Raw genomic sequence first — 20,873 nt, forward strand, 5'->3', positions numbered from 1 at the left:
TCCGGCGGTCAATCAACTGGTTGGAAGTGTAGGTGTTGGGGGTGTCGCACTGCGCAGGGCGGGTCTAGACTTCGGTCATTACCGGCCGCACTCGAGAGGTGACCCCATGGATCCGAATCCGGACTATGACGCGAGCGACGAGCTGGAATACGGCGTGAACTGGTTCGCCTGGATTCTGCGTGGGGTCTACCCGCCGCCCGCCTATCCGCCGGTCTAACCCGTCAACTGCCAGCGGTGTACCCCTGCGCCTTGGGCATAGGACAGGTGCCCGCCGAGCGCACCGCCCACTGAAACCGCGGTCAACCCGAGCACGCTGAACGTGCGCGCCGCGCCCAGCTTCCCCCTCTTGTATTTCCGATAGGCCATCCAGAACGCCAGCGCCGCGACGGTGTTGCCTGCCGCGTGCACGAGCCCGACCCGCCGCTGCCGCGTTCCCAGCGTCGGGAACTCCGCAAGCCCCGCGAGTACCGCGGGTGGCGTCGCGGCCAACCCGATCGCGATGAGCTGGCGCGCGGCGTCGCGGTCCTTGAAGATCAGGTCCAGCACCATCGACGACATCCATGCGCCTATCGGAAGCGTGATCATCAACGGATGCGTCGGGTGGCCGAGCCAGGAGCCGCGCAATCCCTGCGCCAACGCGCCGTCGCCGAGGACCCGGTCGACCGCGTCGGCCGTCCGGTCCGCGACCGCGTCGAGAGAGCCGGCCGATTCGGGGATCTGAAGAAGGGCGTGCATGTCCATGACGTCGGATTACCCGACCGCCGTCGGCTGAACCGCCCAAGGTCAGGCCGCGGCCGCCTTCACCGCTGCCCCCACCTCCGCGCGCAGTTCCGCGTACTCAGGCGAGCGCCGCAACTCGTCGGGGTCGCTGCCGGTGCGGGGGAGGTCGACGGGAATGTCCAAGGCCACCTGGCCGGGCCGCCGGGTGAGCACCACGATGCGTGAGCCGAGGAACGCGGCCTCGTCGGCGCTGTGCGTGACGAACACCGTCGTGCGCCCGGTCTCGGCGCTGACCGCGCGGACGTCCTCCTGCAGCAGCTCACGTGTCAGGGCGTCGAGCGCGGCGAACGGTTCGTCGAGCAGAAACAGCGGGGTCTCGGCCGCCAGCGCCCTGGCGATCGCGACCCGTTGCTGCTGGCCGCCGCTGATCTCCCAGATCTTGCGGCCCGCCGTGCCTTCGAGCCCGACCCGACGCAGCAGTTCGTCGCGCCGCTCGCTGCGACGCTCGCGCGGCACTCCCGCGTATCGCAGCGCCAGGTCGACGTTTCCGCCGACCGTGCGCCACGGGAACAGCCGCGGCTGCTGGAAGACGACGCCCGCGGTGACACCCGGCGTAGGCGGGGCGCCCGCCACCCGGACCGAGCCCTCGCTCGGCGCCTCGAACCCGGCCAGCAGCCGCAGCAGCGTGCTCTTTCCGCAGCCCGACGCCCCAACCAGGACCAGGAATGCCCCCGGTTCCACGGTGAGGTCGACGGGGCCGAGTGCAGTCACGGCGTCGCCTCCGCGGCCGTACCGGTGCGAGACGCCGCTGATCCGGACCCCGTCGGTGTTCCGCTGCTGTGCAACGGTTTCGACGTCACGAAGTGAGGACACCCGGCAGACCCTTGGTGTAGAGCGCGGCCTGGAACGTCGACAGCGGTGCGGCTTCGGGAATCTGCTTCTGGTCGGCGAGGAACTGCGAGGCGCTCTGCAGGTTGACGGCCAGGTTGCCGGGTTCGCCGTCGGAGCCGAGCCATTCGATGGACGCGACTTCCTGCGGTGTCAGGTACACCGTCTGCTTGAGCTGTCCGGCGACTTCCGATGGAGTGAGCCCGATTTCGGCGGCGATGGCCTTGGCCGCGGCGTCGGGATCGTTGTGGAGGACGTCGAGCGCGCGGGCCTGCTGCTGGCGCCAGGTGTCGACGACGTCGGGATGTGCGCCGGCGAACTCGTCGGCCACCACGGCGAGGTCGAGGGTGGGTTTACCCGCCTCGGCCAGTTGCCGGCTGGTGATGAGGTCCTTGCCGTTCTTGCGGAGCTGATCCAACGTCGGCAACCAAGAGTACCCGGCGTCGATGTCGCCGCGGTCGAAGGCCGCAAGAATGGCCTGCGGTTGCAGGTCGACGAGCGCAACGTCGTTGGCGGACAGCCCGTTCTGGGCCAACGCGGCGAGCAGGCTGTAGTGCGCGGTGGAGGCGAACGGCGTGCCGACCCGCTTACCGCGCAGTTCGGCGATGGTGTTCACACCGCTGCCGTTGCGGGCCACCAACGCCTCGTTGTCGCCGGCGACGTCGAGCACGAACGCGACCTTGTAGGGGATGTTCAGCGGGGCCGAGAGGCCGCGCGCAACGGGGCTCGAGCCCAGCGCGCCGAAGTCGAGTTCCTTTGCGATGAACGCGGTGTTGACGTCGGCGCCGGAGTCGAACTTGGTCCACTTGATGTTGTAGTCGGGCAGCGCCTCCTCGAGCCAGCGGTTGTTCTTGACGATCAGGTCGCCGCTCGGGAAGGTCTGGTAGCCGATCCGGATCGTCGGTTTGCCCGCCACCTGGTCGGACTTGTCCACCGAGCAGCCGGCTAGGGCCAGGACGGCCGAAAGAAGCGCTATCAGAAGAGCTTTGGTTCTCATATCTTTCCTCTCCACGGGACGGCGCGCCGTTCGGCGGCCCGAAGCAGACCGTCGATCAGCAGGCCGGAGATGCCGATGGCGAAGATGCCGACCAGCACGACGGGGGTGTTGTTGTAATTGCTCGCGTCTTTGACCAGACCGCCGATGCCCGGAATGCCGTTGAACAGTTCGGCGGCGACCACCGACGAGTAGGCCATGCCCACCGCGAGCCGGATGCCGGTGAACGTTTCGGGCAGTGCGGACGGGACGACGACGTCGCGGATCACCTCCCGCCGCGACGCGCCCAATGCCCGTGCGGCTTCCTGTAATCCGACCGGCGCGGCGAGCACGGCGGCGGTGGTGGCGACCGCGGCGGGCGGCAGGGCGGCCAGCGCCAGCAGGGTGATCTTCGGGGCCTCGTCGATGCCGAGCCAGATCACCAGCAGGAAGAAGTATGCCAGCGGCGGCAGCGCGCGCAGGAATGTCAGCCACGGTTCGAGGACGCTGCGCACCCAGCCGATCGAACCCATCACCAGGCCGAGCAGCACGCCGAGGGCCACCCCGATCGCGACGCCGGCCAGCACCCGGCGCAACGTCATGTAGAGGTGCTCCCACAACAGGTACCCCGCATAGCCGCGGACCCCGTCGTGGGTGGTGGAGATGTCGACGAAGGCTCGCCACACAGTGCTCGGATAGGGCACGAACGTCTGGTTCCAGACCCCGCTCGCGGCGGCGAGCTGCCAGACGGCGAAGAACACCATCACTGACAAGACCGGCAACATCGCACGGGTCAGACGGCCGTGCCACCTCGCGGTGGGCTTCTCGACGATCGGCTCGTCGCGCACGATGTCAACGAATACGGACACGGTCTGCGGCTTTCTGTGGCTGAAGTGAGGCGAGAAGGGTTCAGCGACAGCAGCAGTCGGCAGCAAGTGTCGCGCTCACCCGGGTATTCGTACCGGGTGTCGGCGCAGGGGTGAATATCTGCGATCAGCGCGAGCGAAATTCCGCGAGCGGCTCAGGCGGAGCGCGGCAGCGTGCGCAGCGCGGTGCGGATCGCGAGGTAGATGACCGTCGAGGTGACCACGAAGATCGGCCAGCCCATCGCGACGCGCGCCAGGGCAAGCAGCCCCTCCCGGTCGGTGTCGTAGAGGTAGTACTGCACACAGAATCGCGACCACGACGCCGCGGCCATCACCGCGGTCGCGATGTCGAATGCCAGCCGCGCACTGCGCACCCGGCGCCAGGAGCCGTCGCGTCCGGTGATCCACGCCCACACCACGCCGACCAGCGGACGGCGCACCACCAGCGAGGTCGTGAACGCGATCGCCAGGCCCAGATACATCCAGATTCCCGGCAGATAGAAGTCCTTGGCGCGCCCGGTGATCAGTGCCACCACCGCGCAGACCGCGACCGCGCCGAAACCAAACAACGCTGGCCGCACCGAGTTCCGTTGCAGCAGTTGCCAAATAGCCACCACCGCCGCGGCACCGACGGCGGCTGCGGTGGCGACCGGCAGCCCGAGCGTCGGCGACGTCGCGGCGAACACCACGACCGGCAGTGCGGAGTAGATCAGGCCGCGAACACCGCCCGCGCGGGCCAGCAGGACCTCGAAGGGCGAACGTCGCTGCGTCACCCGCCCGAGCTTACGTTCGACGCGAGCTGCGCGGCGGGCGGGACCGGTGCCACGGTCACCCGGGCGGCCGCGACCTGGGCGGCCTGGTCGACCAGGCCGGACTGGATGTAGAGGCTGTGTGCGGCACGGTCGTCGCCGTCGGAGCACACCGGGTCACCGACAGTGCAGTACTCGGCGGTCTTGGCGCCGTACAGCGGGCTCGCCCCGGTGAGCGGCAGGCCGACCCGGTCGGAGGGGTTGCCGAACACCGCGACGGCCGCGACGCGGTCGGCCAGCGCCGGCGGCAGCGGGTCGGCGAAGTCGAGTATGGGCCCCGGTGCCGCCGTGAGGATGTCGACGACCGCCGCGCCCTGCGAGTAGCCGCCCAACACGAAGCTGGTATTCGGGCAGGCCGCCGCGGTGGACTGGATGTGGGCGCGTCGATCTCACCGCGGGCGCAACGCCGCGCCAATGGCGCTGGCAGCAGAACCCACTACCGGCTAGCAGGTAGTCGTTAGAGCGCCTTGAGCTCCTCGATCACCGAGGTGACGGACTTCTTTGCGTCGCCGAACAGCATCGAGGTCTGGTCGAGGAAGAACAGCGGGTTCTCGATGCCGGCGTAGCCCGCGTTCATCGAGCGCTTGAGCACGATCACCGACCGCGACTCGTCGACGTTGAGGATCGGCATGCCGTGAATCGGGCTCGACGGGTCGTTGCGCGCGGCCGGGTTGGTGACGTCGTTGGCGCCGATGACCAACGTGACGTCCGTGCGGCCGAATTCGCCGTTGATGTCGTCCATTTCCTTCATCGCGTCGTACTCGACGTCGGCCTCGGCCAGCAGCACGTTCATGTGCCCCGGCATGCGGCCCGCGACGGGATGGATCGCGTATTTGACCTCGACGCCCTTGCTCTCCAGCAGATCGGCCATCTCCTTGACGGTGTGCTGGGCCTGCGCGACGGCCAGTCCGTAGCCCGGGACGACGATCACCTGGTTGGCGTAGGCCATCTGGATCGCGGCGTCCGCGGCCGAGGTCGCCTTGACGGTGCCCTGGTCGCCGCCGGGGCCGGCCGCCGCGGCGGCGCCACCGCCGAAGGAACCGAACACGATCGCCGGGATCGACCGGTTCATCGCCACGGCCATCAGGTTGGTCAGGATCGAGCCCGATGCGCCGACGATCATGCCCGCGACGATCATCGCGGTGTTGTTCAACGCCAGACCCGCTGCGGCCGCGGACAATCCGGTCAGCGCGTTGAGCAGCGAGATGACGACCGGCATGTCGGCGCCGCCGATCGGGAACACCACGAACAGGCCCATCAGGCCGGCCAGCACGAGCACCACCGCGATCGTCCAGTCCGGGCTGCCCGTACCGGCGTTCAGCCCGATGTAGATCGCCGCCGCGGTCGCACCGAGCAGCAGCACCACGTTGGCGGCCTGAAAGACCTTGGCCGAGGCGACAAGTCGCTTCTCGACTTTCTTGGGTATCGACTCCTGGAGTTTGAGGAACGCCACCAGCGAACCCCAGAACGACACCGAACCGATGATCGCGGCGAACAGCGACCCGGCCACCAGCGCCACCGTCGGGTGCTGGTCCGGGGTGAAGTGTCCGAAGCCATCGGTCTCGATGAACTCCGCCCACGCGATCAGCGCCACGGTGCCGCCGCCGACGCCGTTGAACAGCGCCACCAGCTGGGGCATCGCGGTCATCTTGGTCTTCTTGGCCGGCGGCACACCGAGAATCACGCCCAGCGCCAACCCGGCGACGATCAGAATCCAGTTGATCGGCGCGGTGTCACGCACCTTGATCAGGGTGGCGATCACGGCGATGGCCATACCGGTGGCGGCGATCCAGTTGCCCCGCACCGCGGTCTTGGGTCCGGTCAGCCCCGAGAGGCCGAGGATGAACAGCGCGAACGCGACGATGTAGAGGACGGTGACGAGGTAGTTCACTTGTCGGCCGCCGCTTCCGTCGTCTCGATAGATTTCGGCTCCGGTTTGCGGGACTTGAACATCCCCAGCATCCGGTCCGTCACCAGGAAGCCGCCGATCACGTTGAGCGTGCCGAAGATCAAGGCCACGAACGCGATGGCGCGTACACCCCAGTGCGCGTCGGCGGGCAGGTCGCCCAGCACGATCAGCGCACCGAGCACCACGATGCCGTGGATGGCGTTGGTGCCCGACATCAGCGGTGTGTGCAAGGTGTTGGGCACCTTGGAGATGACGGCGAACCCGACGAACCCGGCGAGCACCAGGATCGCGAGATTGGCCAGCAGATTGTCGTACATCATCCCTCCCGGGTGACGCAGGAGGCCGCCACGACCTCGTCGTCGAAGTCGGGTGCCAGCGCACCGTCGGTGATCAGCAGGTCCAGCAGCGAGGTCAGGTTCTTCGAGTACAGCTCGCTGGCGTGCTCGGGCATGGTCGCGGGCAAGTTCAGCGGCGAGGCGATGGTGACGCCGTGCTTGACGACCGTCTGTCCCGGTTCGGTCAGCTCGCAGTTCCCGCCCGTCTCACCCGCGAGGTCGACGACGACACTGCCCGGCTTCATCCCCTCGACGGCGGCGGCGGTTACCAGCCGGGGCGCCGGCCTCCCGGGCACCAGCGCCGTGGTGATCACGACGTCGAACCCGGTGATCGCGCGTTCCAGCTCCTTCTGCTGCTGCGCGCGCTCCTCCTCGGAGAGCTCACGGGCGTAGCCACCCTCACCCGCGGCCTCGATGCCCAGTTCGAGCCACTGCGCGCCGACCGAGCGGACCTGATCGGCCACCTCGGGGCGCACGTCGTAACCGGTGGTGCGCGCGCCCAACCGCTTGGCGGTGGCCAGCGCCTGCAGTCCGGCCACTCCCACCCCGAGCACCAACACCGACGCCGGCTTCACGGTGCCGGCCGCGGTGGTGAGCATCGGGAAGAACCGCGTCGACTCCGAAGCCGCCAGCAGTACGGCCTTGTAGCCCGCGACGTTGGCCTGAGACGACAGCGCGTCCATCACCTGGGCGCGCGAGATGCGGGGGATCGCCTCGACGGCAAACGCCTGCACACCCGCCGTCTTCAGCGCCGCGATCTGGTTGTCCGCGTTGCGCGGCGCCAAGAATCCGATCAGCGTCTGCCCGCTCTTGAGCCTGGCCACCTCGTCGGCGCTCGGCGGCGCCACCTTGACCACGACATCAGCGCTCCATGCGTCGCCGATCGTCGCGCCCGCGGCGGTGTAGAGATCGTCGGGCAGCAGCGCCCGCTCGCCCGCCCCGGATTCCACGACGACGGCGACGCCGCTGTTCACCAGCGACGCGACGGCCTTCGGCACCAGCGCGACGCGGCGCTCGTCCGCCCCGGATTCGCGGACCACCCCGACCGTCGGAGCCGCCGCGGCGGCGACATCAGCATGCGTCTGCTCCGTCATGACGGAACACCTTAACCGCTACCGCTGGTCACAGCTAAATCGATACGGGTCGTCGCGGATTTCCACCGGCACGGCGCGCCGGGATCCGGCGCCGCTGCAACTAGCATCCGCGTGGTGGGGGAAGAAGAACCGTCGAGGTTGCGCAGCCGCAGGCGCTCACGGTTGAACGACATAGCCACCGTCCTGATCATCCTGATCATCTACGCCGCCTCGCTGGTCGGCTATCACTACCTCTCCGGACAGGCCTCGACTCTCGGTTCGCCCGACCTCGGCACCGACGACGACAACATCGTGCGCGTGACCTTGTCGGAGCTGCACACGGTCGCCAACCAGATCGACGTCAAAGTCGTAGTCTTCCCGTCCGACGATCACATGAACGACGACCTCAACGTGGTCAACACCGATATCGCGGTGCGCCTCTTCATTGACGAGGTCAACATCGACGTCGACGATCTGCAGACACCGAAGGGCCAGCTGCCCGCCGAGATCAGCACCACGCTCACCGCCAGCGGCGACGCCGACAAGTGGCCGTTCGACTCGTACAGGCTGGGCGCGCTGGGGGCCGACATTCTCATCGGCAGCGGTGACGCCCGTACGTTCGAGCCCGCACGGGTGGTGGTGACCGGCGGGCTGGACGGCTGGGACGTCTCGAGCACGCGCAGCGGCCCGGCCACCCAGTCGGCCAAGGACGGTGACTACGAGACGGTGACGTTGAGGCGAGCCAAGGGCCCGCTCGCGTTCGACGTGGGCCTATGCCTGGTGTTGATCACGCTGCCCGCGCTGGCGCTCTTCGTGTCCATCGAGATGCTGCGCGGACGACGCAACTTCCTCCCGCCGTTCGGTACCTGGTATGCCGCGTCGTTGTTCGCGATCATCCCGATCCGCAACTTCATGCCCGGTGCTCCGCCGCCCGGCGCGTGGATCGACCAGGTGCTCGTCCTGTGGGTGCTGCTGGCGATGACGGGGGCCATGGTGCTGTACTTCACCGCCTGGTGGAGACGCAGCGACTGACGGCGCAAGCGCCCGCCTATGGTTGTCTCGACCCGCACAACCAGGAGGCCATCGGATGGCTGTCGACCGGCTGCTGCCCACCCCGGACGCCGAGGACCTGATCGCGCTGACCCGCGACATCGCCGACAAGGTGCTCGACCCGATCGTCGACGATCACGAGAAGGCGGAGCGCTATCCCGAAGGCGTGATGGCTCAGCTGGGCGCGGCCGGGCTGCTGAGCCTGCCCCAGCCCGAGGAATGGGGCGGCGGCGGACAGCCGTTTGAGGTCTATCTGCAGGTGCTCGAGGAACTGGCGGCGCGCTGGGCGGCCGTCGCGGTGGCCGTCAGCGTGCACAGCCTGTCGTCACATCCCCTGTTGACCTTCGGCGCCGACGAGCAGAAGCAGCGTTGGCTGCCCGGGATGTTGTCCGGTGAGCAGATCGGCGCGTACAGCCTGTCCGAACCCCAGGCCGGTTCCGACGCGGCCGCGCTGCGCTGCGCGGCCACCAAAACCGATGGCGGATACCGGCTCAACGGCTCCAAGTCATGGATCACCCACGGTGGGCGCGCCGACTTCTACACGTTGTTCGCGCGGACGGGCGAAGGCTCGCGGGGCATTTCGTGTTTCCTGGTGCCCGGCGACCTTCCGGGGCTGAGCTTCGGCAAGCCCGAGGAGAAGATGGGCCTGCACGCGATTCCGACGACGTCGGCGTTCTACGAGGACGCCGACATCGAGGCGGATCGGCTGATCGGCGGCGAGGGTCAGGGCCTGCAGATCGCTTTCTCCGCACTGGATTCCGGGCGGTTGGGCATCGCCGCGGTGGCCACCGGGTTGGCGCAGGCCGCGCTCGACGAGGCCGTCGCCTATGCGAACGAACGAACCACGTTCGGGCGCAAGATCATCGACCACCAGGGCCTCGGGTTCCTGCTCGCCGACATGGCGGCCGCCGTGGCCACCGCCAGGGCGACGTACCTGGACGCGGCCCGACGGCGTGATCAGAACCGGCCGTACTCACAGCAGGCCAGCGTGGCCAAGCTGGTCGCGACCGATGCCGCGATGAAGGTGACGACCGACGCGGTGCAGGTGTTCGGCGGCGCCGGCTACACCCGCGACTACCGCGTCGAGCGATACATGCGCGAAGCGAAGATCACCCAGATCTTCGAGGGCACCAACCAGATTCAACGTCTCGTCATCGCCCGGGGCCTCAGTTCCTGACCGCGAGCAGACAGCAAACTGCCCTTCTTCGCGGCGAAATGGTCAGCTTTGCGTCTGCTCGGCGGTTGACGGGGTCGGCTCCGGCGGCGAGGTGACCGTGGCCTGGGTGCCGTGGCCCTCAACGGAGTTCACCTTCATCGAGCCGCCCATGGCGTCGAACCGGGCCAGCAGCGAACCCAGTCCGATATGGCCGTCGGCGACATATTGTTCGATGATCGCCGGGTCGAAACCCTTGCCGTCGTCGGAGACCGTCAGCACGACCCGGTCCCCCCGCCGTGTCAGCCCCACCCGCACGGTCGTCGCGCCGGCGTGCTTGTGGATGTTGGCGAGCAGCTCCCGGGCGGCGCGATAGAGCAGTTGCTGTGATTCTGGCTTTCCGACATCGTCGAGGTCCGCGTGCACGACATAACCACCGCGGGATTCGAATTGCCGCACCAACTCTCGCACGGCTGGCGTGAGGCCCAGCTGTGCGAGCACCTGCGGGTGCAGTTCGGTCACCGTCGAGCGCAGCGCGGCGGCGGTCTGCTGAAGCGCTTCACGCACCGCCTCCAGCGCGGGATCGTCGTTGCGCTCCTGCAACTCGTCGAGGTCGAGGCGCGCCGCGAGCAGTGTCTGCAGCGGTCCGTCGTGGAGGTTCTCGGCCACCTCGCGGTTGTGACGCTCGTCGGCCTGCATCGCCTCGGACACCAGTTGACGCCGCACCGCTTGAAGTTTCGCGACACGCGCCTGGCGGCGGACCAGCACGACGCACAGCGCGGTCATCGCCACTGCGCCCCATACTAGGAATCCGAATTGGGTGTATACGACGTCCGGCAAGCCCACCGAGTCATCCCGCTTCGAGTAGACGATCCATGCCCCGAGATACGCGCACGCCGCGCCGAGTCCGAGCAGCGCTGTCAGTGCCGGCCGGTCCTGAAACGCCACCGCGATGGGCAACAGGAAGAAGACCGGGAGCAGTGCTGCGGTGGCTCCACCCGACACCAGGCACAGCACCAGGATCATCAGGACGTCGACACCGGTGGACGCCCAGCCTCCCCACCGCGGCACCGGGCCACGCAGCACCGCGATGAGCCAGACCACGGCCGCCACCGACCACGTCCCCAGCACCACCGCGTAAAGCCCTGGCAGCCAGTGATCGACCTCCCAGATCAGCACGAGCACCGCGACGAGTGCGAGCAGCGGCAGCCGCATCACGGCGGAGACGCGCACGGGTTCCGTGGCGAAGAAGTTCGCGATCCGGTCCACCACGGCGGTGTCAGTCCAGCAGCTTGCGACGCATCGCCTCGGCGACGGCGGCGCCGCGGTCGTTGACTCCGAGCTTCTCGTAGAGCCGCTGTACGTGGGTCTTCACCGTCGATGGAGCGAGGTAAAGCTGTTTGGCCATCGTCGGGATGCTGCAGCCAGATGCGATGAGCTTGAGCACTTCGCGCTCGCGTGGGCTGAGCGTCGGACCGTCGGGCTCCGCGCGCTTGCGGATCTCACCGGCGAGACCGGCGGCCAGGCTCGGAGCGACGATGTCTCGGCCCTTCGCGCAGTCGAGCACGGCGTTGACGAGCTCGGAGCGGGTGGACTCCTTGGGCAGGAAGCCCGAGGCGCCGTTCTGCAGCGCCTGATAGACGATCGCGGATTCGTCGTGTGCGGAGATCAGCAGTACCCGGGTGACCAGCTCGTCGCGCGCCACCGCGGCGGCCACTTCCGAACCGTCCATCCCCGGCATCCGGTAGTCCAGCAGCGCCACTTGCGGGTTGTGCTCGCGGATGGCCGCGAGCGCGGTCGCCCCGTCATCGGCCTCGGCGACCACGTCGATCTCCCCGCTGGATACCAACGCCCGGACCACTCCGTCGCGAAACATCGGGTGGTCGTCGCCCACCACCACGCGGACTTTCTCACCGGTCGTGCTGCTCACCACGCGTTCAGCTTGGCACAGCGGCGCCTTCGCTTCCCCCATTTGGAGGACACGAGATTCATCCGGTTCGACCGCCGTTCGCCGGACATACACCGAGATCGCGTTGCAGCACTCTTGAGTCATCACCGGAACAACCCGGTCGACAAACCAAAAAGCAAGGATCACAGGAGATTCAGATGGACACCAACACCACTCACCGCTTCGCCCGCTTCTTCGCGCTGCCCGTCCTCGCGGGCGGAATCCTCGCCGGGGCACTCGGTTTCGCCGGTGCGGCCAGCGCCGGGACCTACACGCAGGATCCGACGCCGCGGCCGGGCATCGTCGCGACGCCCGACGTCCATGCGCCGGGAGTCCAGTCCGGAACGCACGGCCACCGCATCGATCACATCGAGTTCGAGCAGCCGAGCTATCACCGCTGAGGCGGACACGAAAGCGGGGGCACCCCACCGGTGCCCCCGCTTCATCGTGTTCGGTCAGACAGTGGTCAGCACGTCCGCGGTCTGCAGCGCCTGGGCCACGCCCGAGACGATCGAGGCCAGCCGGATCGCTTCGAAGATCACCGTGCGCGACACCTGCGCGTCACGCAGCGTCTTCTCGTGCGCCGCGAGGCAGTGGCCGCATCCGTTGATCGCCGACACCGCCAGCGACCACAGCTCGAAATCCTCCTTGGCCACACCGGGATTGCCGATGATGTTCATCCGCAGGCCGGTGCGCAGATCGTCGTAGCCGCCGTCGAGCTGGCCCTTCGTGCGGTAGAACACGTTGTTCATCCCCATGATGGCGGCCGCGCCGAGCGCGGCGTCGTAGGCCTCCTGGCTGAGGATGTCCAGTGCGTCCTCGGCGATTTCGCGCAGCAGGCGGTCGGACTTGGTCGCCGCGGCCGTCGCCACCAGGGCACCCCACAACTGCTGTTCGGACAGCTCGTTGGTCTTGACGATGCTGCCGAAGTTGAGCTTCAGGTCCTTGGCGTAACCCGGAAGCGCTTCCTTGATGTTGTCGATGCTCATGGTCACACCGCCTCCGCCAGCAGCTCGGCCGGCTTGATCGTCGGATCGCCCTTCTTCCAGTTGCAGGCGCACAGCTCGTCGGACTGCAGCGCGTCGAGCACCCGCAGCACCTCGTCGACGTTGCGGCCCACCGAGCCGGCGGTCACCGACACGAACTGGATCTCGTTGTTCGGGTCGACGATGAACGTCGCGCGGTCGGCGACTCCTTCGGCGTTGAGCACGCCGGTGGCCAGCGACAGCTCGCGCTTGAGGTCAGAGGCCATCGGGAACGGCAGCGTCTTGAGGTCCTCGTGCTGGGCGCGCCACTGGAAGTGGACGAACTCGTTGTCCACCGACACCCCGATGACCTTCGCGTCTCGGTCCTCGAAGTCCTCGTTGAGCTTGCCGAAGGTGGCGATTTCGGTCGGGCACACGAAGGTGAAGTCCTTCGGCCAGAAGAAGACGATCCGCCACTTGCCGGGGTGATCCTCGCTGGTCACACGGATGAAGTAGTCGTCGGGCTGCTTGGCATCGACCTCGGAGAGGTCACCGCCGACCACCGCCGCCATGTCGTAGCTGGGGAACTGGTCACCGATTGTCAACAATGCCATCGCGAGCACCATCCTTCTTTCGCTTAGTTTGGATTCAGTCCAGATTACGTACTCAATACTCTGTCCCTCGGACGAATAAGGCAAGCAAAAAGGCCGTGATTGTGGCCACACCGCGCCCAGTCAAATCGGTTCGCAGTCAGCAGATTTCGGGGACGTGCGCGACGGTGGACGCATCGGCGAACGCACGACACCATAGCCTGCAGCCGACGTTGCTACGGTCGACGGATGTCGAACATCTCTGAGAACGACCGCATCGAGGACGTCGCACCCGGCGACATCGTCCTCGTCGACCGCGGCGCCGAACCCGTCCCCTGCAAGGTGGTGCACAAGGACGTCAACGACGGCACCGCCCTGATCACCTACGAGGTCGACGACGGTGCGACGTTCCAGGTCGAGTACGCGGCGGGCACCCGGGTGACCCGCAGCCTGGAGTCCAAGTGGGAGTCCCCGCAAAGCCCGACGCAGCAGAAGCCCGGCTGAGGATGTGACATATCGTGGCGGGCATGGATTTCGCGATGTCGGCCAAGGCTGCGGACTATCACCAGCGGCTGTCCGAGTTCATGACGGAGTTCGTCTTCCCCGCCGAAGCCGAATACGACCGCTACCGCGAAGAGGCCGGCCCCAAGGACCACACCGTCCCGCCTATCGTCGAGGACCTCAAGAAGCTCGCCAAGGACCGCGGCCTGTGGAACCTGTTCCTGCCCGCGGAGTCCGGTCTGACCAACCTCGAGTACGCGCAGCTCGCCGAGCTGACCGGCTGGAGCATGGAGATCGCACCCGAGGTCACCAACTGCGCGGCCCCCGACACCGGCAACATGGAGACGCTGCACCTGTTCGCCGATGAGCAGCAGCGCAAGCAGTGGCTCGAGCCGCTGCTGGCCGGCGAGATCCGCAGCGCGTTCGCGATGACCGAACCCGCGGTCGCCTCCAGCGACGCCCGCAACATCGAGACGACCATGCTGCGCGACGGCAACGACTACGTCATCAACGGTCGCAAGTGGTGGATCACCGGAGCGGCCGATCCGCGCTGCAAGATCCTGATCGTGATGGGCCGAACCAATCCGGATGCCGCCAGCCACCAGCAGCAGTCGATGATCCTCGTGCCGGTCGACACCCCAGGTGTCGACATCCGGCGGTCGCTTCCGGTGTTCGGTTGGCAGGACCAGCACGGTCACTGCGAGATCGTGTTCGACAACGTGCGGGTGCCCGTCGAGAACCTGCTCCACGAGGAGGGCAGCGGCTTCGCGATCGCCCAGGCGCGACTGGGTCCGGGCCGTATCCACCACTGCATGCGGGCGCTGGGCGCGGCCGAGCGCGCGCTGGCGTTGATGATCGACCGTGTGCAGAAGCGCGTGGCGTTCGGCAAGCCGTTGGCCGAGCAGGGTGTGGTGCGCGAGTCGATCGCGAAGTCGCGCAACGAGATCGACCAGGCCCGGCTGCTGTGCCACAAGGCGGCGTGGACCATCGACCAGCAGGGCAATAGGAGCAAGGACGCCCAGGTGCAGGTGGCCCAGATCAAGGCGGTCGCCCCGCAGGTCGCCTGCGATGTCATCGACCGCGCCATCCAGGTGCACGGCGGCATGGGCGTTTCCGACGACGTGCCCCTGGCGCGCCTGTATGCCTGGCACCGCGCCATGCGGCTGTTCGACGGCCCCGACGAGGTGCACATGCGGACCATCGCGCGCGCCGAACTGGGCAGGGAGAAGAGCGCTTTCGCTGCCGCGGTGACCGGAGGGACCGGATAGGTGGCGGGCAACCCTGACGCCCTGTCAGGGGCGTGGAACTTTCGCGACATAGCCGAGGAAACGGGCATCCGGCCGGGCCGGTTCTTCCGATCCAGCGAGCTGAGCGGTCTGAACGATGTGGGCCGGGAACTGTTGCGCCGGTTGAACATCACCGATGTCGCCGACCTGCGCTCGGAGCGCGAGGTCGAGCGGCGCGGGCCGGGCCGCGTACCCGACGGTGTGGCGATTCACCGGCTGCCGTTCCACGAGTTGGCCAAGCCGGGCGCGGAGGCCCCGCACGAGCAGAGCTTCCAGCGGATGATGACCGAGAAGCCGGACGACGAGGACGTGACGGTGGCCGCGCGCCGGTTCATGATCGAGGAGTACCAGAAGTTCCCGACGTTGCCCGGTGCGCATCTTGCCGTGCGCCGGGTCGTTTCGATGCTCGCCGAACAGCGTCCGGTCATCGCGCACTGCTTCGCGGGCAAGGACCGCACGGGTTTCACGGTGGCGACGGTGCTCGACGCCATCGGCGTGGACCGCGACGCCGTCGTCGCCGACTTCCTGCGCAGCAATGAGGCCGTGCCGCGGCTGCGCGAAAGCATCCTCGAATCGATCCGCGACCGGGCAGAGGAGAGCACCGACGAGATCCTCACGTTCGCCGAGGCGCGACTGAACTCCGAGGTGCTGGGGGTGCGTGAGGAGTACCTGGATACCGCGCGGCGCTCGATCGTCGAGAACTACGGTTCGGTGCGCGGCTTCCTCGAGGCATCCGGCGTGACCGACGACGAGGTGGTCCGGCTGCGCGCGGTCCTGCTGGGCTGAAATCCCCTCAGCTGCCGCCTTTTTCGGCCTCGTACTTCTGCGTCATGTGCTCGATCGCGGACAGCTGCGTCTGCGCGAGGTTTTCGCGCACATCGCTGGCCCGCGCGGCGGCGTCCAGCGTCGGCTGGGCCTGACCCTGGAAGTGCGGCATGACCTCGGCGGCGAACAATTCCGCCGAGCGTTTGGTGGCCGCGGGGTTGGCCCACTCGTGGCCCATCTGCAGCATGCAGCCGAAGCCGCCGGACTGGTCCCACAGCCGCTGCACCTGGGCGCGTGCCTGCTCGGGTGTGCCGATCACACCCGCGCCCGCGCCGTTGATGATGTCGACGACCTCGTCGAGGTTCTCCCCCGGAACCTCCATCTGCGGGAACGCCGCGACCTTCTGGAAGTAGCGGTACCAGTGCTCGAGGCCGAAGCGCACGTCGGCGCGGGCCTGCTCCTCGGTCTCGGCGATGTGCATGGGGCAGACCAGCGACCAATTGCGGCGGTCGACCTTGGTGCCGAACGCGGCCGCGCGTTCCTCGGCGATGCCCCAGTGATGCGCGAGCGCGTCGAATCCCTCGACCACCAGCGTCGCGCCGATCGACAGCAGGCCGATACCGTGCTTGCCCGCCAGCCGAGCACCGGTCGGCGACGCCACGGCGGCGACGGCGAGCGGGATGCCGTCCTCCGAGTAGGGCGCCAGTTGCAGTCGCGCGTCGAACAATTCGTGTGTGGCGGTCTTCGCGGACACCGTCTCGCCCTTGAGCAACCGGACCATGATGTCGAGGTTGGTCTCGAGCAGTTCGCGGGTGTCGGTGGGGGTCAGCCCGATCATCGCCGAATCCGTGGGTAGCGAACCGGGTCCCACGCCGCCGATGATCCGGCCGTGGGTGAGGTGGTCGAGCAGCATCAGCCGGTCGGCCGTCCACAGCGGGTTGTGATACGCCAGCGAGATGACGCCGGTGCCGAACCGGATCCGCTTGGCCCGCTGCGCGGCCGCGGCGATGAACACCTCGGGTGAGCTGATGATCTCGCTTCCGGCCGAATGGTGTTCGCCGATCCAGGCCTCGTCGAAGCCCAGCGCGTCGAGGTGCTCGATGAGCTCCAGGTCGCGCTGCAGCGCGAGCGTCGGGTTGGTTCCCGCGCGGTGGAACGGAGCGATGAAGTATCCGAAACGCAGCTTGGCCATGCCTGCAAGTTACTGCGTCAGGTACACCCCGATGGCCCAAACGACGGTGGCGAGCAGCGCGCCGGCCATCTCGACGCCGACCGACAGCGCGACGCCCTTGAGCGCGTGCTTGGTCGACGTCCACGCCGCGCGCTGCTCGTGCCGGTTGGCCAGTTCGGCGAGGTAGATGCCCAGCACGAAACCGATCGGCAGCCCGAGCACGGGGATCACGAAGAAACCGACGACCCCGAGCACGCCCCCGGCGACCAGGCTCGACGTGCGCACGTCGGCCTCACGCATCCGCCGGACGGGCCAGGTGTACTTGATGAACGCGGCCGTCAGGAGCAGCGCGGTCGCGACGCCGAACGTCACCCACGCGGTGACGTCGCGCTCGACGACCGCCCACACCGCGATCGCACCGAAGACCAGCAGCGTGCCGGGCAGCAGCGGTACGACGATGCCGACGATGCCGACCGCGATCGCCAACGCGACAAGGACGATGCCGCCGGTGCTCATGCGTCGAATCTACGGGCGCTGCGCCCGGACCCACTGCATGTTGCCGATGGTCTTGGTGCGCACGCGCTCGAATCCGCGATGTTCGAACACGTCGCCCAGTTCGTCTTCGGCGAAGAAGCGCGCCCCGCCCCGCGACAACCATCGCAGCGGCGGAGGAACGCTGCCGACAGTGGGCACCATGATCGCGATCCGGCCGCCGGGTCGCAGCACCCGGTGCATCTCGGCCACCGCCGAGGAGGGCTCGGGGATGAGCTGCAAGACCGCGAGCGACGTCACCGCGTCGACGGTCGCATCGCGGAACGGCAGCCGCTGCGCATCCGCGCGCAGGAACCCGACGTTCGGCCCGGCCTGCGCGCTGACCGCGCGCGCCAGCATCGGTTTCGAGATGTCGACGCCGATCGCCAGCCCCTGCGGTCCGGCCGCGCGGGCCAGCGAGGCGGTCACGTTGCCGGGGCCGCTTCCGATGTCGAGCGCGACACCGCCCTGCGGAATCTCGAGCCACTCGATCGGCAACTGCCACATGCTCAGGAACCTGCGGGCGAAGGCCTGCGAGTAGTCGTAGAACATCGACCCGGGACCCGACGCCCACACCGCCTGGATCAGACCCTTGTTCTCGGGCGGTGACTGGCTTCCGGCGGCGTCGTCGTCGAGCAGATCCAGGTAGCCACCACTGACGTCGAGGCGCGCCGGCGTTTCGGCGAAGAGTTCGACCGCCCGGCGCAGCGCGGGCGGCAGCGAGGAGGTATCGGTCACGCACCCACGCTACTCCCCGGCGGTCATGCTCCGAGCCGCTCCGCCAGGTCCACGAAATCGGTTGCCATGAGGTCGAATTCCCCGTCCTCGATCTTCGACGGACGTCGCCTGCCCTCGCCGTACTCCAGCGGCCGGTCGACGTAAGCCGTCATCAGCCCAGCGCGTTTGGCGCCGCGCAGATCGCTGGCGTGCGCGGCGACCAGCATCAGCTCACCGGGCGCGACGTCGAGCAGCTCGGCGCAGCCGAGATAGGCCTCGGGATCGGGTTTGTAGTGGCGGAAGAGCTCGGCGGAGATCACGCAGTCCCACGGCAGCCCCGCCCGCTTGGCCATGTTCGTCAGCAGCGAGACGTTCCCGTTGGACAGCGTCGTGATGAGGTAGCGACGCTTCAGCCGGGTGAGCCCGTCGACGGCGTCGGGCCACGGGTCGAGCCGGTGCCACGCCCGGTTCAGGTGATCGACGGCGGCGTCGTCGATACCGGTGATGCCCTCACCGTCGAGCAGGTCGACGAGGATCATGCGGTGCAGGTCATCGATCCTGGTCCACGGCAGCTCGCCGCGACGCACCCGGTCCATCGCGGGCGGATAGCCGGCCCGCCAGTCGTCGGCGAACGCCGCCCAGTCCCGTTGCACGCCATGGGCGCGGCCGAACTCCTCGAGCTCGCGGATGACGCTCGAGCGCCAGTCAACGACGGTGCCGAAGGTGTCGAACGCCAGTGCGCGAGGCGCCATTACGGCTCCAGCACGACCTTGCCCAGCACGCCGCCGTCGGCCAGCGCCTGCAGCGCGTCGGCGCCCTTCGACAGCGGGTAGCGCACGGGCGGCGGCGGGCGCAGTCCGGCCTTGACGAGTTGCGTGACGCCGAACTCGAACACCGACTGCGAGCCCGGCTTACGGTTGACGTATTCGCCGTAGCCGACACCGATCACCGCGACGTTGCGCAACAGCAGCCGGTTCACCTTCACGGTCGGAATCCCGCCCGCCGCAAAGCCGATCACCAACAGCCGGCCCTCCACCGAGAGCGCGCGGATGGCGTCGTCGAACGCGTCACCGCCGATCGGGTCGACCACCAGATCGACGCCACGGCCCTCGGTCGCCTCTTGCACCGCCATCAACCATCCGTCGGTCAACGGCAGCACGACGTCGGCGCCCAGCGACTCGACGAACTCGACGGCATGCGGGCGGTGCACCATCGCGATCACCTTGGCGCCCAACGCCTTCGCGACCTGCACCGCCGCGGTGCCGACACCTCCGGCCGACCCCAGCACCAGCACCGTCTCACCCGGCCGCAGCGCGCCGCGCTTGGCCAGCGCGAAGTACATCGTCTGGTAGTTACCCAGCAGCGCAACGGCTTGCGCGTCGTCGAGATCGTCCGGCGTGGGCTTGACGCTCTCGGGCGCCACCGCCACCCGCTCCGCCCATCCGCCGAGCATGGACAGCGCCGTCACCCGCTGCCCCGGCTTGAACTCCGACTCGTACGGCGCAGAACGCACCACCCCGGCGACCTCCATGCCGGGGATGAACGGCGGGTCGAGCCGCAGCTGGTATTCGCCGCGCAACAGCAGCAGGTCGGGGAAGCTGACCCCGGCCGCATCGACGTCGACGACGATGACGTCCTCGCCGCCGACATCGTCGACGTCGGTGTAGGCCAGTCCGGCCGGTCCGGTGAGTTCTTGCGCGACAAGCGCTTTCATCGAACTCAGCCGAGGCTGAAGGTTGCCCGCTGCGCCGCCGACAGGTCGGTGATCTCGCCCCACTTCGCGGCGATGTCGTCGACGGAGGGCACCTCGGTGAAGGTGACGCCCTCGTTCTGGAACAGGGCGGTGCGCTGCACCTTGCCACCGCCGACGATGAACACCGAAGCGGTCTCGGGCACTTCCTCGGTCATCAGGTAAGCCACCACCGGCGCAACGTATTCCGGGGTCAGCTTCTCGAAGACCTCCGGCGGCAGGATGTCCTGCGTCATCCGGGTCGCGGCGATCGGTGCGAGCGCGTTGGTCTTGATGTTGTACTTCGCGCCCTCCTGGGCCAGCGTGTTGATCAGACCGACGAGGCCGAGCTTGGCGGCGCCGTAGTTGGCCTGGCCGAAGTTGCCGAACAGGCCGCTGGTCGAGGTGGCCACGACGACGCGGCCGAAGTTGTTCTCCCGGAAGTGCGGCCAGGCGGCGCGGATCACGTTGTAGCCGCCGTACAGGTGGACCTTGAGTACGGCGTCCCAGTTCTCGAACGTCATCTTGTGGAACGTGCCGTCGCGCAGGATGCCCGCGTTGGAGACGACGCCGTCGATCTTGCCGAACTCGTCGAGCGCGGTCTTGATGATGTTCTCGGCGCCCTCGGTTTCGGCCACCGAGTCGTAGTTGGCCACGGCGCGGCCACCGGCGTCCTTGATCTCCTGGACGACCTGGTCGGCCATGTTGTGGCCGGCGCCGGTGCCGTCACGTGCACCACCGAGGTCGTTGACGACGACGCTGGCGCCCTCCTTGGCGAGCGTCAACGCGTATTCGCGCCCCAGTCCGCCTCCGGCACCGGTGACGACGATGACGCGATCCTGCACTCCTGGCATGGGATTCCTCTCTGCTGTGCTAGTCCCCGAGGCGCTGCGC

At 68.1% G+C, this 20,873-nt stretch carries 25 protein-coding genes and 1 pseudogene; 7 read left to right on the plus strand and 19 right to left on the minus strand.

The window, feature by feature from the left end; all coding sequences use genetic code 11:
* Positions 1 to 103: 103 nt before the first annotated feature.
* A pseudogene (locus tag A5698_RS28460) lies at positions 104 to 217 on the plus strand (CAP domain-containing protein); the annotation flags it as partial.
* Here the strand turns inward: A5698_RS28460 and A5698_RS06055 are convergent.
* The 9 genes from A5698_RS06055 to A5698_RS06095 all read right to left on the minus strand — a co-directional run bounded on the left by A5698_RS06055 (position 214) and on the right by A5698_RS06095 (position 7,594).
* Positions 214 to 741 (minus strand): DUF2231 domain-containing protein, encoded by a 528-nt coding sequence (locus tag A5698_RS06055; protein ID WP_067080349.1) that lies wholly within the window; start codon positions 739 to 741, stop codon positions 214 to 216. The pseudogene A5698_RS28460 and the gene A5698_RS06055 sit on opposite strands and share 4 nt — an antisense overlap.
* A gap of 42 nt (positions 742 to 783) precedes the next feature.
* The gene (locus tag A5698_RS06060) at positions 784 to 1,593 is read right to left on the minus strand and encodes an ABC transporter ATP-binding protein (protein ID WP_068294427.1); all 810 of its coding nucleotides are present in this window, start codon (positions 1,591 to 1,593) and stop codon (positions 784 to 786) included.
* Entirely contained in the window at positions 1,577 to 2,605 is a 1,029-nt protein-coding gene (locus tag A5698_RS06065; RefSeq protein ID WP_068294430.1) for a taurine ABC transporter substrate-binding protein, read from the minus strand. Before A5698_RS06065 ends, A5698_RS06060 begins: the two co-directional genes overlap by 17 nt.
* Positions 2,602 to 3,450 (minus strand): ABC transporter permease, encoded by an 849-nt coding sequence (locus A5698_RS06070; RefSeq protein WP_068294433.1) that lies wholly within the window; start codon positions 3,448 to 3,450, stop codon positions 2,602 to 2,604. Before A5698_RS06070 ends, A5698_RS06065 begins: the two co-directional genes overlap by 4 nt.
* Positions 3,451 to 3,602: 152 nt before the next feature.
* The gene (locus A5698_RS06075; protein WP_068294437.1) at positions 3,603 to 4,220 is read right to left on the minus strand and encodes a DUF3159 domain-containing protein; all 618 of its coding nucleotides are present in this window, start codon (positions 4,218 to 4,220) and stop codon (positions 3,603 to 3,605) included.
* Positions 4,217 to 4,630: a cutinase family protein gene (locus A5698_RS06080; RefSeq protein ID WP_084792288.1), complete on the minus strand. Its 414-nt coding sequence runs from the start codon at positions 4,628 to 4,630 to the stop codon at positions 4,217 to 4,219. The genes A5698_RS06075 and A5698_RS06080 overlap by 4 nt, the downstream gene beginning before the upstream one ends.
* A gap of 83 nt (positions 4,631 to 4,713) precedes the next feature.
* Positions 4,714 to 6,147, minus strand: coding sequence for an NAD(P)(+) transhydrogenase (Re/Si-specific) subunit beta (locus A5698_RS06085; protein WP_068294443.1), 1,434 nt, complete (start codon positions 6,145 to 6,147; stop codon positions 4,714 to 4,716).
* Positions 6,144 to 6,482: an NAD(P) transhydrogenase subunit alpha part 2 gene (locus A5698_RS06090; RefSeq protein WP_067080361.1), complete on the minus strand. Its 339-nt coding sequence runs from the start codon at positions 6,480 to 6,482 to the stop codon at positions 6,144 to 6,146. Before A5698_RS06090 ends, A5698_RS06085 begins: the two co-directional genes overlap by 4 nt.
* The gene (locus tag A5698_RS06095; RefSeq protein ID WP_068294445.1) at positions 6,482 to 7,594 is read right to left on the minus strand and encodes a Re/Si-specific NAD(P)(+) transhydrogenase subunit alpha; all 1,113 of its coding nucleotides are present in this window, start codon (positions 7,592 to 7,594) and stop codon (positions 6,482 to 6,484) included. The genes A5698_RS06090 and A5698_RS06095 overlap by 1 nt, the downstream gene beginning before the upstream one ends.
* Before the next feature lie 114 nt (positions 7,595 to 7,708).
* Here A5698_RS06095 and A5698_RS06100 point away from each other — a divergent pair, with 114 nt between their 5' ends.
* Both A5698_RS06100 and A5698_RS06105 read left to right on the plus strand, forming a co-directional pair.
* Positions 7,709 to 8,605 carry a DUF4436 domain-containing protein gene (locus A5698_RS06100; RefSeq protein ID WP_197506688.1) on the plus strand — a complete coding sequence of 299 codons (897 nt, stop codon included), beginning with the start codon at positions 7,709 to 7,711 and terminating at the stop codon, positions 8,603 to 8,605.
* Positions 8,606 to 8,660: 55 nt separating this feature from the next.
* Positions 8,661 to 9,800: an acyl-CoA dehydrogenase family protein gene (locus A5698_RS06105; protein WP_068294449.1), complete on the plus strand. Its 1,140-nt coding sequence runs from the start codon at positions 8,661 to 8,663 to the stop codon at positions 9,798 to 9,800.
* A gap of 42 nt (positions 9,801 to 9,842) precedes the next feature.
* On the opposite strand, the gene A5698_RS06110 is transcribed toward A5698_RS06105, so the two are convergent.
* Entirely contained in the window at positions 9,843 to 10,991 is a 1,149-nt protein-coding gene (locus tag A5698_RS06110) for a sensor histidine kinase (RefSeq protein WP_068294569.1), read from the minus strand.
* A 64-nt stretch (positions 10,992 to 11,055) separates the two neighbouring features.
* The gene (locus tag A5698_RS06115; RefSeq protein ID WP_197506690.1) at positions 11,056 to 11,706 is read right to left on the minus strand and encodes a response regulator; all 651 of its coding nucleotides are present in this window, start codon (positions 11,704 to 11,706) and stop codon (positions 11,056 to 11,058) included.
* Between the two features lie 176 nt (positions 11,707 to 11,882).
* Here A5698_RS06115 and A5698_RS06120 point away from each other — a divergent pair, with 176 nt between their 5' ends.
* Positions 11,883 to 12,125 carry a hypothetical protein gene (locus A5698_RS06120; RefSeq protein WP_068294451.1) on the plus strand — a complete coding sequence of 81 codons (243 nt, stop codon included), beginning with the start codon at positions 11,883 to 11,885 and terminating at the stop codon, positions 12,123 to 12,125.
* A gap of 54 nt (positions 12,126 to 12,179) precedes the next feature.
* Here the strand turns inward: A5698_RS06120 and ahpD are convergent, their stop codons facing one another.
* Positions 12,180 to 12,713, minus strand: a complete 534-nt coding sequence (gene ahpD / locus A5698_RS06125) for an alkyl hydroperoxide reductase AhpD (RefSeq protein ID WP_068294575.1) — start codon at positions 12,711 to 12,713, stop codon at positions 12,180 to 12,182.
* Between the two features lie 2 nt (positions 12,714 to 12,715).
* A complete protein-coding gene (locus A5698_RS06130) occupies positions 12,716 to 13,303 on the minus strand; it encodes a peroxiredoxin (protein WP_067080451.1) in 588 nt (195 codons plus the stop codon).
* A 225-nt stretch (positions 13,304 to 13,528) separates the two neighbouring features.
* On the opposite strand from A5698_RS06130, the gene A5698_RS06135 reads away from it, so the two are divergent.
* Genes A5698_RS06135 through A5698_RS06145 form a run of 3 tightly spaced genes read left to right on the plus strand, consistent with a single transcriptional unit; the run spans position 13,529 to position 15,852 of the window.
* Complete coding sequence (locus A5698_RS06135) at positions 13,529 to 13,783, plus strand: hypothetical protein (RefSeq protein WP_068294454.1); 255 nt, start codon at positions 13,529 to 13,531, stop codon at positions 13,781 to 13,783.
* A 35-nt stretch (positions 13,784 to 13,818) separates the two neighbouring features.
* Positions 13,819 to 15,048 (plus strand): acyl-CoA dehydrogenase family protein, encoded by a 1,230-nt coding sequence (locus A5698_RS06140; RefSeq protein ID WP_197506694.1) that lies wholly within the window; start codon positions 13,819 to 13,821, stop codon positions 15,046 to 15,048.
* Positions 15,049 to 15,852 (plus strand): tyrosine-protein phosphatase, encoded by an 804-nt coding sequence (locus A5698_RS06145; RefSeq protein ID WP_068294459.1) that lies wholly within the window; start codon positions 15,049 to 15,051, stop codon positions 15,850 to 15,852.
* Between the two features lie 7 nt (positions 15,853 to 15,859).
* On the opposite strand, the gene A5698_RS06150 is transcribed toward A5698_RS06145, so the two are convergent.
* Genes A5698_RS06150 through A5698_RS06175 form a run of 6 tightly spaced genes read right to left on the minus strand, consistent with a single transcriptional unit; the run spans position 15,860 to position 20,833 of the window.
* A complete protein-coding gene (locus A5698_RS06150) occupies positions 15,860 to 17,023 on the minus strand; it encodes an LLM class flavin-dependent oxidoreductase (protein ID WP_068294466.1) in 1,164 nt (387 codons plus the stop codon).
* Positions 17,024 to 17,032: 9 nt separating this feature from the next.
* On the minus strand, positions 17,033 to 17,518 hold the full coding sequence (locus tag A5698_RS06155; protein ID WP_068294469.1) for a DUF456 domain-containing protein: 486 nt from the start codon (positions 17,516 to 17,518) through the stop codon (positions 17,033 to 17,035).
* A gap of 9 nt (positions 17,519 to 17,527) precedes the next feature.
* Positions 17,528 to 18,271 carry a methyltransferase domain-containing protein gene (locus A5698_RS06160; RefSeq protein ID WP_068294472.1) on the minus strand — a complete coding sequence of 248 codons (744 nt, stop codon included), beginning with the start codon at positions 18,269 to 18,271 and terminating at the stop codon, positions 17,528 to 17,530.
* A gap of 23 nt (positions 18,272 to 18,294) precedes the next feature.
* Positions 18,295 to 19,002: a haloacid dehalogenase type II gene (locus tag A5698_RS06165; protein WP_068294475.1), complete on the minus strand. Its 708-nt coding sequence runs from the start codon at positions 19,000 to 19,002 to the stop codon at positions 18,295 to 18,297.
* Entirely contained in the window at positions 19,002 to 19,964 is a 963-nt protein-coding gene (locus tag A5698_RS06170; RefSeq protein ID WP_068294477.1) for an NADPH:quinone oxidoreductase family protein, read from the minus strand. Before A5698_RS06170 ends, A5698_RS06165 begins: the two co-directional genes overlap by 1 nt.
* A gap of 5 nt (positions 19,965 to 19,969) precedes the next feature.
* Positions 19,970 to 20,833 (minus strand): SDR family oxidoreductase, encoded by an 864-nt coding sequence (locus tag A5698_RS06175; RefSeq protein ID WP_067080405.1) that lies wholly within the window; start codon positions 20,831 to 20,833, stop codon positions 19,970 to 19,972.
* Between the last annotated feature and the right edge of the window lie 40 nt (positions 20,834 to 20,873).

Origin of the sequence: Mycobacterium sp. E136 (genome assembly GCF_001666865.1) — a bacterium.
GTDB lineage: Bacteria > Actinomycetota > Actinomycetes > Mycobacteriales > Mycobacteriaceae > Mycobacterium.